A 12221-nucleotide genomic window follows, 5' to 3' on the forward strand; every position below is an offset into this window, starting at 1 on the left:
TTCACCGCTTTATCTTTCTTATTAAGTTATCCACTATGTGACCGGCCGGGTTAATGCCAGTGGCCCTCTTGAATCCTGCCCACGCCATCGTCGGGTTCACCTCGAGTATCATGAACCCCTCCCGAGTCTCCATTAAGTCAACCCCGGCATAATCGAGCCCCAGCGCCTCCGTTGCCTTCACCGCCAGCTCCAGCGCGTCGCTGCCAAGCCTCGCTGGGAGGGGAGTGGCTCCCTGCGCCACGTTGCTCTTCCACCCGGTTCCCCTCCTGAACTCGGCTCCTATGGCCTGACCATTCACCACCACCACCCTGTAATCACCTCCCCCTGCCTTCTCCATGTATTTCTGGATCAGTATTGGCTTGCTTATGTTGGTTAGGAAGCTGAAGAAATGCATGGCCTCATCTGCATCATCGATCTTCGCAACGCCGTACCCCATTGCGCTCCTGAGGGGCTTAACCACCATGGGCCCCAACTCCTTGGCGGCCCAGTAGGCGGTTATTATGTTCTCCGTCACGGTGGTGGGGGGACTGGGAGGCCTTGCCTCGCCAACTCCAAGCCGGTTGCGAACTTATCGCCGGCGGTGACCCAGGCATCGACGGGGTTGCTGATGACTGTGCCGGCGCGCTCCATTGCCTTGGCCGCCCATATCCTGTAGTGGAACTGCTCGAAGTCCCTTATCGTTCCCATGTGTCTCAACACGGCGCCGGGAAGCCCGGTCACGTCGTCGTCCAAGTGATGGCCTATTTGCTGTCGTATCTTGATGCCTTTCCCCAAGTCGATCCTTAGGAGGTCCACGTAAACCCTCTTCGGGGAATGGCCTCGACTCCTTATTGCGTCCTCCAGATCCCTTACCTCCTCGGGGGTCCAATCCAAGTCGTATGCCCTGAGTATCCCGATATCCATGCCGTTCCCCCTCGTCTCGATTTTAAATGTTTACTTAATTAACTCAACAGGCAAGAATTGCTCGATAATGAGCTACTCCGCGTTTGGATTTGTGGATAGGCCCCTCAACCCAAGTGGATTGCCCTCAATAAAGCGGAGGTACTCCGCGGTGGGCATGGAGAGGGAGCTCGGGGAGGTGGAGAAGGTGCTCTCCGCCTTCCTGCAGGGACAGGACAACATATTGGCCGTGATAATAGGCCCCTACGGCTGGGGAAAGACTGAGTTATTGGATGCGTCGCAGGAATTGATAGAAGGACGGGGGATCAAGGTGGTGAGGCTCAGCTTGAGCATAGGCCTCGACTTCAACATAATGGGCAAGATACTCGACGCAAAGCGTGGAAGCAAGCACTTGGTGGTGATGCTGGATGAAGCCGATGAATTGACGAGGCTGGTCTCAATAAGCGGCGGCATCAACGACGACGTGAAGAAGTTGATAGTAAACATGAGCACCATAATGCGGGCGCTGCTCGAGCCCCGCAACTACGCGCACCAGCTGGGCATAGATGCGGCGGATCTATCGGGGGTAATGGTTATAGCCGCCTTCACTCCACACCTCTACTATAACATCCTCAAGAGCAATGTGCCGGACCTCTTCGATATAACCAAGGGAAGGGTGTATAGGGAGATCATAATAGACGAGAGGTTCCCGTATTGGCTCTACGAGGCCATAATATCCAATAGATTGGCGGCCTACTCAACACGATCATTCAACGACCTCAAGACAGCGGCGGGGGGAGGCGATTTATGGCCTCTCACCAGGGAGGCCCTCTCCTTCCTCTACCTAGCAGCGGCCAGCGGGGAGGGGGGCACGGTAACGCCGAGGAACATGATTAAGCTCACCGCCAAGTTGCTGGACAGAGTCGTTGAGTCCGGCCGCCAATTGACGGCGGATGTCCTGGCGTCATTTGCGTTGGATGAACTGAAATGGATGGACTCGGACCTACTCCGAGAATTGCTGGAGACGTACGTGGACCTATCTCCCCTTATATTGAGCGGGATCCCCGTTTCTATCGATGCATTGGGAGTCTCTCCCCAGGCATTGGCTGTGAGCGGTATAGCGGAGGAGGTATTGGTGGCCGAGATCGATCCAAGCGACTCCAAGGCTGTTGCTGGGCTAAATGGAGTACGGATGCTGTTTGGCTTGCTTCCCATAGCATTCAAGGATTTAAGGGACCTATCAATAGAGTACGGCTCCCATTACACCCGCTACTCCGGGGAGCGGGTGATGCTGCACGCCGTTCTCCCAACCGCCGCGGAGGAGGAGCTTCGAAGGCTGGGCATCAAGTACGTGAGGGCCTATGAGTTGAAGAAGGACATACACCGCGCTATGTTCAAGCAGAGGGGGTCGACTGGGCTGGGCGACGTGGAGCCGATAATGCGGGAATTAGCCCAGGAGGGCGCGCCGGCTGTGCTGAAGCACTTGATTAGGTTGATCTCCGGCTCCGCTCAACTCGGCGCCCAGGGAAACATGGTAATAAATGTGAGCGAGCAATCCCTGGATGCCAGGCTTGGATTCGTAGGAATCGAGTGGGGCCCAGCCGCGGAGAGGGTAATGGATGAGGTGGTGCTTAGGGGGGAAGTGAGGATGGGGCAGTCCATCAAGCCAGTGGATGGATTGATACTTATCGCGGCCAGCTCCTCTCTCTTGACGAGGGACTTGGAGGACTTGATTAAGAAGTCGTTGTCCAAGCTGCGCTGGAAGGACGTATTTCCAGTTGATGGCCACGTCATGGTGGTTCCAATCGGCTCCGATAAGTTGGATGAGGCGCGGCAAACCGTTATGGGGCTGGCATTAATGGACAAGCCCAATCCGCCCGCGGAGTATAGGGTGTTCGTGGAGCGAGCCCGGGCGTTCCTCGATAGGCTTAACTCATTCAAGGAGGAGTTACGGAGCGATCTGTTGAGGTATACGATCGGCATGCGCCGCAGGGAGAGCAAGAGGGAGGGGATTCGAAGGATAGTTGAGCAGTGGATAAGCGGCGATGCGAGGGACCTCCCCGACTCATTCAAGTGCGGCGATAAGCCCTGCATCTCGCTGGTGGAGCGAGTTGTGCTGGATTACCTGAGCAGGGCGGGGAGGCAAGCGACGCAGAGGGAGTTGGAGTCCATAATAGCGGCTATACTGCCGGTTCAATTATGGAGGGAATTCAGGGAGGGCGATTTAATTCAATTAATGAGGATGAGGGGCCTCCTCATACAGGTGGGCGATAAGATGCTTCCCATCTCCTCGCAATCATTCAAGGCTGGAATCGACGCCATGTGTAAGGAATTGGATGGCATCATCTCATCGTATGGAGAGGAGCAGGTCACTATGGAGGCTGGGGATTGGAGGGTTCGGGTTAAGCTGCCTGGCTCCGGGGAATTGATTCGCAGGGCGCAGGGAATGCTTGATGATTGCAAAATGCTCGCCACGGTCGTGAAACCCGGCGAGGATGAATTGAAGAAATACGCCTCGCTCCGGCTCGCGTTGGACGATGTGGAGGAGGCATTGAATGAGGCTAGGGAATCGCTGAGCAATGAGTTGGGGAGGGCCAAGGCATCGTTGGAATCCTGCGCGTCGCTGCTCAATGCCCTTGAGTCGGAGCTGGATCGCTACGCGGCCTTGATTCCCCCCAGCATAATGGATATACTTCGCTCCAAATATAATGAGCTTGCGTCTACAATGGCCGATTCTATTGAAAAACTAAACGGTATGTCGCTCGACGCGGCAAGCAAGTCCCTGGAGGCCATAATGGAGGATGCCAAGGAGGAGTACGCCAAAATCCTGGAGGTCGCTAAGTCCATCTCCAGCATATTATCTATGCTAAACGAATACAGATCGCTTGCGGAATCCGCTCGCCGCCTCTCCAAGCTAGCGGAGGACTGGGCCCCCTCCCTGGAGGACATAGATATGGATGGAATAATGGATGACCTAGCCAAGCTGGCCAGGATGGGCGTCGTCGATCAATTAAATGGAATATATGCCGATTTAAGCAGCAAGGTTAGACAGGCACGTGGATCGTTGGCTACAGGCATTGAGAGGGCCAGGGAGGTATTGGCGAGGTACTCCAACGCTGCACGGTGGCTGGAGGCGAAGGCGGTAATGCATGCCCCAGTAATAGACCTAGGCCCGGTGGATCAAGACGGGGGAGAGCAGTTGGATAGATTGATCAAGATCAAGGCCGACGTGGATGCCAAGCTGCGCGAAATAGCGGTGAAGCTCAACGCGCCGCTTCCCCTGGTCAGGTACATAGCGTTTAAGGGACCCAACGTTGGCATCGATGAGATAGAGGCCGGCAGATCGCTGGGAATGGAGTCCCAACAGGTAATTAATTACCTGGAGGTTCTCTGGAGGGCCAAGTTGGTAGAGAAGAAGTATGTCTCTTGATGTGGCGATAATCACTGCGAAGCGGTACCCCATATGCAAGCGAGTTCCCTGCCTGGAGTCATCTGAACCCCATGATGTGATCATAGACATGACCGGCAAGAACCCAGGCCTTGGGCTGGTCACGGTGATCAATAGGGGCAGCGACGCCGCGCCGTTGATAATAGACGGCGTTCCCCTCAAGTCAATAATCTGCACCGTCAAGGATAAGTGCATTGAATGGGTTGGGGATAGATTGATAGTGAATGGTGTTCCCCTCACAATTTACCTATCCGCCCTATTCGATGAATTGCTAGCCGAATTATCCGAGCTAATGAACGCGCGTGTCAGGGAGGCTGGAGACAAGCGGGTTAAGTACTGCGTCGATAAGTTGGTCGGCATTGTAGTCGGGGAGAGAAGGCGCGGCGCCTCCGTGACATTGATGGGGTTGGAGTCCCTTTTGAAGTCGAAGAGCCTGGTTGAAGTTGATCTGCCCAGCCCTACGCTTCAAGTGCTCAGGGAGGCCGGCGTGGTGGACGGCGAATCCCTAATCGATTCGGGACTACTGCACGCCATATTGAGGGAGGTGAGGCGGCGCGTCTATCCTTGACCAATTCGTGAGGGGTATATACGAGTTCGTGGAGGTTCAGCTGCCGGGGCTGGAGAATAGGGCGTATATTCATGAGCTGGAAGGCAAGTTGATCAGGGCGCCTCAAGCCCCTCCCAACGGCGTCGAGTGCCTCATAGCGGTGGATTCCGGGTTCGCCGAGGTGACGTACGCGGGCGCTAGGTTAGGCATTATAAATGCCGTTGGAATGGAATTCATGGGTAAGTCCAGGATTACCGTATTGAAGCCCCTCCTGTTGGGGAAATCGATCGAGCTGTCGGTGGAGGCGAGGGCGGTGGAATTCGACGTGGCTGCTCAACTGCTCTCCGCCTCTCGGGGTGAGTGCGTCGTGTTGCTGGATGGAACGGTGAGGCTCAACACGGATAGCGGGGAGTACTTGAGGGCCAAGTCTGTATTGTTATCCACGGCCAGAAATAGAGGGGCAGCCGTGCTGGCTCACTCGAAGGATGTTACGGTGAATAGGTACTCGGGGCTTGATGTTGATGAGAGGATGCCGTTGTTCGTGGCTATGGAGGAGAACAGGCGAGCTGATGGGTACGCCGGGGTCATGCTCACCGTGCCCATTTCCGACGGTGATCTCTCGTCCTTCTATGTTCAATACAAGCCCCACCTACTGCCCATGTACGTGGAGGCAACCGAGCCCTTAGATCCATCCGTTCTTGCTCTAATTGGGGAATTGACGACGAGGGAGGGATACCCTCTTCCCCTCTACGTCGTGGATAGACTGTCCAAGCTCAGCGGCGACGTGATCAAATACGTCAAATTATCCATATCCAAGCTGGCGCGGGGGTACGGCGCGATAGCAATTCACGAGACGCTGAGGGAAATGCTAGATAAACATTGATAAAGAACAGCAAGCCTCGCCCCTTTAAGGCGGTGAGGGAGCCAGCCATCCCCTCCTCATAGCTGGAGCCGCCGTACGTGCTTTAATGCCTATTTAAAAAGGGGATTCGCCGCCTTAACCGACTGCATCCTTCTCCATCAACCTAGGCCTGCCGTTGGGGCGTCTAGCCTCAATGAATGGATTTAACCTTCAATTATCAAACCATTAAGTCGACAGTAACAATTTTAAGCATTGTTTTATTTATGGAATTCATGCTGTCCCCACAGGCCAGCGCTAAGCTGGCATTGCTTTTAATAAAGGAGGCATCCAAGCGAGGCAACTTGAAGCTGAGGTACTCCAAGGTATATAGAACCATGAATTATTGGCTTGGTACTCAATTTGCGGACTACGTGGTTGAGAGGTTGAGGAGCGGTGGCTTCATAGATCTGAAGGATGGAAGGATAACGGTGCTGAAGCCCGTTAAGTCAGATGAGTCGGTGGAGTCCTTAGCGTTGGCCGCGCGGTCAGTAATCATGGCTTAATTCCCATTTAACTTTCTGGGGGTTAAGGGGGGCGGAAGTCCCCTTCCGTCAGGGAGGGGATGGATAGCCCCCTCATAGAAACCTTCTTATAGCTACCAAAAAGCGGACAAGCAACGCTTGAGGCATTGAGAAAGCATGGAGGGCCAAGGGAAAAGAGCGACGTAATTCAACTCTCGTTCAAGTACAGTTTACCCAGCGAGGGAAGTAGAGGAGAAACTCCTCAAAACAATGCAAATCGAAGCTAAAGTATACAACGCCTTGCTAGATGCAGTGAGCAATGCGAGGAAAGAGAGTAGGAAGATGACGCCCAGGGAAACTCAGGCAATGTTGAAGGACTTGAAAATAGAAGGGAAGGAACTGGTCCACTCCAAAGCCCTCCAAATGGTGAACAATCAGCTTTGGTATAATGTCAACGCTCTTCACAAACTGAAGAAGAAAGGGAGGAGAGTGAGGAAACTGAGGTATAAGAAGGCCATGAAGGTCATCTTACAACCAGTCAGGTTTCAAAGTTCAGGGAGATAGACTCGTTCTATCTAAGATAGGCGAGGTAAAAGTACTCCTCCACAGACCGTTGGAAGGCAAGGTAAAGGGAGTCATAATAAAGAAGAGCTCCACTGGTTGGCACGCCATATTTCAGACTGAGGTGGAGAAGAAGCCCCTTGAGAAGACTGGGAGGGTGGTTGGGATAGATCTAGGAGTGGAGAAACTCGTAAACCTCGGACGGCGTGGCGATAGGGAACCCCAAAGTTTTCGATAAAGTGAAGAGGAGGATAAAGATATTGCAAAGGTCTTTATCTAGAAAAAAGAAAGGGTCTAGAAACTACGAGAAGACTAGAAAGAAATTGGTCAAGACACATGAGTACGTGAAGAACTTGATGGGTGATTGAATGACTGTGCATTAATTTCATGAATAGTTGTTCTTGAAATCGAAAGTTCAACGAAGTAGGTCATTTATGGCGCAGTACCTCATAATCTTGTCATGTAAATCATAGACCTCATTTACCTTCTTTATGAAAAACCAATCCTGAAGGGATCTCAACGCGTTGCTTAGAATCTCATCGCTCACGTCTAGTCCCCTCTTTATTTCGCTCCATCTGCCCGGCATCCTTCTTATTACCTCTAGGTAGAGCTCTTTGTTTCTCTTATCCTCTAGAAAGTGGAGAAAGGATTCCTTGAGAACTTTGCATGCCTCTATTTTGGTCTCCTCCAGCGCTCTGGAATGGTCTAATCCTTGATTAACCCTTAGATGGCCATAAAGAGTGAGCCAGCCGGGTATTCCATCCAACTCGACTAGCACTTCTTCTATATTATTCGGGATTGACATGCCTGCCTCGCTAAATCCGCGTCTCAAGAACTCTTTTGACTGGATCTCAGTGAATGGGTTGAGTTCAAGCTTGACTGGTTTTCTCCCGACTAGGGGAGAGCCATTTGGCGGCGATAGTATCACCTTGATTAGGCCTGTCATGGATCCGGTGAACACGAAGGAAATATTCCGAAACGTGTAAAATATATATGATAGGAGATCCCAAAGTGGTTTGGTGACGGATCTAAGTTCTTGCACTTCATCCAGTATAATCACCACCTTTCCTCTGCTCCCAAGTTCTTCTAGTATATCGCTTATTATCTTGCTCTTGTTCTTTATAGTTATCGACGGGATTGGGCTTAGCGTGATTGAGTCCAAGCCGGAGAGCATCTTCCTTCCCATAGAGTCCCTTGGGAGTCCCCTTATCATTCGTTCAAGGAGATCGTTTAATCCCCTGGCTCCCCATAGGTTGACATAGATTGATCTGAATCCCTTGGCTGTGGCCTTAATCAAGCTAGTCTTTCCTACCATTCTAGGCCCCAATACTACAGCCCAGATACCCTCATCCATAAGCCTGGCCAGCTTCCTAGCCTCATCATCTCGGAAAAGCAGCTCCCTTAAGTCCTCCTTAGGTCTTATGTCAAAGATCACTGCTCAGCACTCCTGAGTACTCAGCACTCCTGAGTTATTATATTTTAGCTTCATTGTTCGGAACGCAATGCATAGTTGGAGTGGAAATCCATGATGTCTCGGCGCTTGCTAATTGCACGGCAATCTTGGATCCACGTTGATTGCATTAAGGATGTACGCTATCGTCTTAGTGATTGTGTCTATTCTTGCTTCCTTGGTTAACTTATCCACCAATTGACATGGATCGGCCTTCCTCCATTCATCGGGGATCGACTTGACCGGGTATTCCAGCATTATGGGCTCGTCCTTATACGTATCTATTCTGACTAATGCCCTGAGTCTGCCTCCTGGCTCCACGTGAATCTCAAGCCTGATGAACCTGCAAATGCCGGATCTCATTATGGGTCCCTCCACGGTAAGCACCATCAGTTTACCTCTATTGATTAATGCGTCTATCAGTAGGTCAAAGTCATGGACCCAATGCTCCACCCTGGCGCATTCCAAGTGTTCGCCGGATTTGCTGCACTTAAGGCCGCCGCACTCCACTTGCTCATTGCGGCATGTCGCCTATTAAGCATTTCACCTCAATCATTGATTACTCTCAGGCCTCGTGCCTTGGCCCGTGACATCAGGCTGGCCAGCTTGGCCCATGACTTGCTTCTTATCATTATCACGTCCCCGCTACTCTCTATGTCGAGGCCAAGCTCCTCCACGGCATCGATTATGATCGCCGCCCTCTCCTTTCCTATTATGGCTACGTAGAAGCCCTGGGGATCCCTTCTCCTGCTCACATTAAGCGAGCCGAGATCAATCCTAACCATACACGGCCGCCGTGTTACCAAGCCGCGAAATGCTTATTAAGGGTTTCTGATATCGGTTCCGATGATGCAAAAAATAGCGGTCGTGGCCAGCAACAATGTGGTCACCGGCCCTGGAGAGGGGGAATACATACTAATATACGAGGTAAGCCCCTCGGGCATTAAGGAGGTATCAATGGAACCCAACCCGGCTATTAATGCCACAATGCATAGGGGTCTTCACGCGTTGAGGAGAGCCAAGGATGCCGGGGTCTCCTCAATAATAGTGACGGAGATAGGGCCGCCCGGTTACAGGGCAGCGCTTAGCTGGGGCCTCAATATTTATGTAGTGCCTGATGGAACTCCAGTTAACGATGCCTTGACTATGTTAATAGAGGGGAAACTAATGCCGGCCAAGGGGCCCACCCATGAACATGGCCATCACGGCGAGGAGAACCATGCATAATAATGCATGGACCTACCTTGAATTTAAACGGATTCCTCATCTATTCCCACCCAATAATTGCGGGGAAAAGTTTAATATTTAATTAATTCATGGCGATGCCAGTGAGGATCCCCCTCTTCATAGAATTCAGCGGAAAGAAGGTGCTCGTGCTCGGCGGTGGATATGCCGCGACGAAGCGGGTCGAGAAGTTCCTATCGGCCGGTTCCCACGTAATCGCGATAGCCATGGATGCATCCGAGGAATTAAGGGGGTTGGGGGCTCAAGGTGATATTGACTTGATAATAGGGGATTTGAGGCTCATGGATCTCAACTTTATCGCGAGGGGGTTCGACTTGGTTGTGTATGCGGTGCCAAATGAGGACTTACGGGCTAAGGCCAGGAGCGCAGCGGCCGCTGGAAATGCATTGTTCAACGATGCCACCAACGCCGAGGAAACCGAGGTGGTCGTTCCATTTGAGGGGGAGTACATGGGCGTTAGGCTCGCCGTCACCACGGAGGGGAAAAGCGGCGTGGCGGCGCGGGCGGTTCGGGATTACTTAATGAGTGTACTGGAGGGCAGCGGGGATATGGCCAGCTTCATCACTGCTTGGTACGCCGCTAAGGAAAAGATAAAGAAGGAGGTCGCCTCTCCGGGCAGGAGGATGCAGTTATACATGCGGTTGAGGGATGACGATGCCTTCAAGTCATTGGCCAAGAGCGGGAGGGTGGATGACGTGCTGAAGTACGTGGATGAGGTGATCCGCAATGGATGATCCGGAGCTAGCCAGGAGGCTCAACTCTCTGATCGCCGTGGCCGTGACCCATAAGAGGGCCAATACAGTCATCCTCAGCAGCATTTACTTGAACGAGGGAGAGGCATACAAACGCTTGGCCGATTCGTATGACGAGTCATTTATCTTCCAAACTTGCAATAGGATAGAGATTTACGCATTGGATACGGCGGGGAGGGGGGTCGAGGGGGTTCTCGAGATTTATGGGAATAAGGCCAGCCTAGCGAGATCGCTGGCAGACGTCCACAGGGGATTAGATGCGGTGAGGCACCTATTCCGAGTGGCGGCCGGCCTAGAATCAGCGGCGATCGGGGAGAGCGAGGTGCTGGGGCAGTTGGAGGAGGCCTTCCAGGACGCAATAGCCAGGAAGGCATTGAAGGCGGAGCTGAAGTTCGTAGTCGAGCGTGCAATAGGGGTTGGGAAGAGAATTAGGACAGCGAACCCCAAATTATCCAAATCATCGAATGGATTGGGGGGAGCAGCTGTGGATTACTTGGTGAAGAGGGGGATCGGCAAGGAGTCTCGCGTGGGCTTGGTTGGAGCGGGAGCAATGGCTTCGCTGATCGCGATGAAGCTCCACGAGCGCGGCTTCTCGAACGTGGTGATATTCAATAGAACTTTGGAGAACGCGAGGAGGCTCGCGACTAGGCTGGGTTATGACTATGAACCCATCGACTCGCTGCGCGGCAGCATTCCAAGCCTGGCCGCCCTGATAACCGCCGTGAAGACCAGCAAGCCCATTCTCGGCAGGGATGATTTGAACTTAATGCCTCCGGGTTCCCTGGTGATAGACCTGGGCATTCCGAGGAACGTCGATGGTCCGGCCATCTCCATAGATGAATTGAAGGAGTTCATGGCTGCATTGAACGAGGAGAGGCTTAAGGCCATAAAGGAAGCTGAGGCGGCCGTGGAGAAGGAGCTCAGGGGATTCGAGCTAGCCTATAAGCGAAAGATAGTTGAGATCGAGCTCTCCGCATTTATGACTAGAATGGAAAGGCTCAGGCTCGAGGAGATAGAGAAGGGCCGCAGCAAGGGATTGATAGATGGCGATGAAGGCATAGACGTGGTAACAAAGTCAGTTCTATTCAAGTCCATGTATCCCGTGATCAATTACATAAAAAACATAGCCATCAACGGAAGCCTCACTGAGGCGGTTAAAGTAATACGCGAGATAGAAAAGCAGCAAGAGGATTCTAGCGGACAGGGATTATCCTAATCGACGCGCCGGAGACTACCTTGAATCTATCCGCGAAGCTTCCCTGGTTAACAGCCAACTCAAGGTAACCCTCGCTATTTATCAATGCCAGCGGCTCCCCTGGGGGGACGTACCCATATGATCGCTCCAACCTGACCCTCACGCGCGATCCACTCTGCAGTTCCACGTCTAGGGCAGTTCCATAATCCACTTGCAGTTGGTCTGCAGTTACGTTAGTGAAGGCATTGCCGAAGGAATCAACGTATATTATCATCGCCGCGAGGAAACCATCGGCCCAATGCGGCTTCATCAACTCAAGCCGCTGGAACTCAGTAACGGGCCCCACGTCGCTGAACTCGATTCCGGCGCTCAGCCTGGCGGCAATCGGCGCAAATATATCCCTTCCATGAAACGTGAACGACGCGTTTCCACTTGACTTAATCTCCCTTGCCTCCACCACGCCGTCCTCCTCGGCCGCCAGCGATAACACGCCGTTATCTGGACCCACGAATACGTGGCTGCGTCCCCTTATAGCTATGGGCTTCCGTGGAGTGCCGACGCCTGGATCCACCACGACCACATGGATTGTTCCCTTAGGGAACCATTTATAGGCCGATTTAAGTATGAACGCGGCTCTCAACACGTTGAATTTGGGCACATCGTGGGTTATATCAATAATGGTGGCCGATGGATTTATTGAAAGTATGACCCCCTTCATTGAGGGCACGAAGTAATCAGTCAAGCCGAAGTCCGTGAGCAACGTTATTACTGCCATGAAAATC

At 52.6% G+C, this 12221-nt stretch carries 13 protein-coding genes and 1 pseudogene; 8 read left to right on the plus strand and 6 right to left on the minus strand.

Annotation, left to right across the window (positions count from 1 at the left end; translation table 11 throughout):
- Position 1: 1 nt before the first annotated feature.
- Both ACZ5ZS_RS08445 and ACZ5ZS_RS08450 read right to left on the minus strand, forming a co-directional pair.
- On the minus strand, positions 2-514 hold the full coding sequence (locus tag ACZ5ZS_RS08445; RefSeq protein ID WP_464858267.1) for an ATP-grasp domain-containing protein: 513 nt from the start codon (positions 512-514) through the stop codon (positions 2-4).
- Positions 511-903: an ATP-grasp domain-containing protein gene (locus tag ACZ5ZS_RS08450; RefSeq protein WP_464858269.1), complete on the minus strand. Its 393-nt coding sequence runs from the start codon at positions 901-903 to the stop codon at positions 511-513. Before ACZ5ZS_RS08450 ends, ACZ5ZS_RS08445 begins: the two co-directional genes overlap by 4 nt.
- Between ACZ5ZS_RS08450 and ACZ5ZS_RS08455 the strand changes: the two genes are divergently transcribed.
- The 5 genes and pseudogenes from ACZ5ZS_RS08455 to ACZ5ZS_RS08475 form a co-directional block, all read left to right on the plus strand.
- On the plus strand, positions 902-4309 hold the full coding sequence (locus tag ACZ5ZS_RS08455; RefSeq protein WP_188595634.1) for a DNA repair protein RecN: 3408 nt from the start codon (positions 902-904) through the stop codon (positions 4307-4309). The genes ACZ5ZS_RS08450 and ACZ5ZS_RS08455 overlap by 2 nt on opposite strands.
- Positions 4299-4895: a hypothetical protein gene (locus ACZ5ZS_RS08460; protein ID WP_188595635.1), complete on the plus strand. Its 597-nt coding sequence runs from the start codon at positions 4299-4301 to the stop codon at positions 4893-4895. The genes ACZ5ZS_RS08455 and ACZ5ZS_RS08460 overlap by 11 nt, the downstream gene beginning before the upstream one ends.
- 7 nt (positions 4896-4902) lie before the next feature.
- Positions 4903-5757 carry a DNA double-strand break repair nuclease NurA gene (locus ACZ5ZS_RS08465; protein WP_188595636.1) on the plus strand — a complete coding sequence of 285 codons (855 nt, stop codon included), beginning with the start codon at positions 4903-4905 and terminating at the stop codon, positions 5755-5757.
- A gap of 251 nt (positions 5758-6008) precedes the next feature.
- Positions 6009-6278: a hypothetical protein gene (locus tag ACZ5ZS_RS08470; RefSeq protein WP_162508573.1), complete on the plus strand. Its 270-nt coding sequence runs from the start codon at positions 6009-6011 to the stop codon at positions 6276-6278.
- Between the two features lie 124 nt (positions 6279-6402).
- Positions 6403-7162, plus strand: a pseudogene (locus tag ACZ5ZS_RS08475) (RNA-guided endonuclease InsQ/TnpB family protein); the annotation flags it as partial.
- 50 nt (positions 7163-7212) lie between these two features.
- Here the strand turns inward: ACZ5ZS_RS08475 and ACZ5ZS_RS08480 are convergent.
- From ACZ5ZS_RS08480 to ACZ5ZS_RS08490, 3 genes are all read right to left on the minus strand, one after another.
- A complete protein-coding gene (locus tag ACZ5ZS_RS08480) occupies positions 7213-8232 on the minus strand; it encodes an AAA family ATPase (RefSeq protein WP_188595637.1) in 1020 nt (339 codons plus the stop codon).
- 108 nt (positions 8233-8340) lie between these two features.
- Positions 8341-8757 carry a hypothetical protein gene (locus ACZ5ZS_RS08485; protein WP_188595638.1) on the minus strand — a complete coding sequence of 139 codons (417 nt, stop codon included), beginning with the start codon at positions 8755-8757 and terminating at the stop codon, positions 8341-8343.
- A 38-nt stretch (positions 8758-8795) separates the two neighbouring features.
- Positions 8796-9032, minus strand: a complete 237-nt coding sequence (locus tag ACZ5ZS_RS08490) for a hypothetical protein (protein ID WP_188595639.1) — start codon at positions 9030-9032, stop codon at positions 8796-8798.
- Between the two features lie 61 nt (positions 9033-9093).
- On the opposite strand from ACZ5ZS_RS08490, the gene ACZ5ZS_RS08495 reads away from it, so the two are divergent.
- The 3 genes from ACZ5ZS_RS08495 to ACZ5ZS_RS08505 all read left to right on the plus strand — a co-directional run bounded on the left by ACZ5ZS_RS08495 (position 9094) and on the right by ACZ5ZS_RS08505 (position 11460).
- The gene (locus ACZ5ZS_RS08495; RefSeq protein WP_229657610.1) at positions 9094-9474 is read left to right on the plus strand and encodes a NifB/NifX family molybdenum-iron cluster-binding protein; all 381 of its coding nucleotides are present in this window, start codon (positions 9094-9096) and stop codon (positions 9472-9474) included.
- A gap of 89 nt (positions 9475-9563) precedes the next feature.
- On the plus strand, positions 9564-10226 hold the full coding sequence (locus ACZ5ZS_RS08500) for a precorrin-2 dehydrogenase/sirohydrochlorin ferrochelatase family protein (protein ID WP_229657611.1): 663 nt from the start codon (positions 9564-9566) through the stop codon (positions 10224-10226).
- Entirely contained in the window at positions 10219-11460 is a 1242-nt protein-coding gene (locus ACZ5ZS_RS08505) for an NAD(P)-binding domain-containing protein (protein WP_188595641.1), read from the plus strand. The genes ACZ5ZS_RS08500 and ACZ5ZS_RS08505 overlap by 8 nt, the downstream gene beginning before the upstream one ends.
- On the opposite strand, the gene ACZ5ZS_RS08510 is transcribed toward ACZ5ZS_RS08505, so the two are convergent.
- Positions 11438-12214 carry an SAM hydrolase/SAM-dependent halogenase family protein gene (locus tag ACZ5ZS_RS08510; RefSeq protein WP_188595642.1) on the minus strand — a complete coding sequence of 259 codons (777 nt, stop codon included), beginning with the start codon at positions 12212-12214 and terminating at the stop codon, positions 11438-11440. The genes ACZ5ZS_RS08505 and ACZ5ZS_RS08510 overlap by 23 nt on opposite strands.
- Between the last annotated feature and the right edge of the window lie 7 nt (positions 12215-12221).

The sequence above is a fragment of the Thermocladium modestius genome, assembly GCF_055398215.1.

Excerpts from the sequence above, each read along its gene's own strand:
- ACZ5ZS_RS08455 (WP_188595634.1), top strand. The coding sequence starts at position 902 with ATGCCGTTCCCCCTCGTCTCGATTTTAAATGTTTACTTAATTAACTCA.
- ACZ5ZS_RS08450 (WP_464858269.1), bottom strand. The coding sequence starts at position 903 with ATGGATATCGGGATACTCAGGGCATACGACTTGGATTGGACCCCCGAG.
- ACZ5ZS_RS08460 (WP_188595635.1), top strand. The coding sequence starts at position 4,299 with ATGTCTCTTGATGTGGCGATAATCACTGCGAAGCGGTACCCCATATGC.
- ACZ5ZS_RS08470 (WP_162508573.1), top strand. The coding sequence starts at position 6,009 with ATGCTGTCCCCACAGGCCAGCGCTAAGCTGGCATTGCTTTTAATAAAG.
- ACZ5ZS_RS08490 (WP_188595639.1), bottom strand. The coding sequence starts at position 9,032 with ATGGTTAGGATTGATCTCGGCTCGCTTAATGTGAGCAGGAGAAGGGAT.
- ACZ5ZS_RS08495 (WP_229657610.1), top strand. The coding sequence starts at position 9,094 with ATGATGCAAAAAATAGCGGTCGTGGCCAGCAACAATGTGGTCACCGGC.
- ACZ5ZS_RS08500 (WP_229657611.1), top strand. The coding sequence starts at position 9,564 with ATGGCGATGCCAGTGAGGATCCCCCTCTTCATAGAATTCAGCGGAAAG.
- ACZ5ZS_RS08505 (WP_188595641.1), top strand. The coding sequence starts at position 10,219 with ATGGATGATCCGGAGCTAGCCAGGAGGCTCAACTCTCTGATCGCCGTG.
- ACZ5ZS_RS08510 (WP_188595642.1), bottom strand. The coding sequence starts at position 12,214 with ATGGCAGTAATAACGTTGCTCACGGACTTCGGCTTGACTGATTACTTC.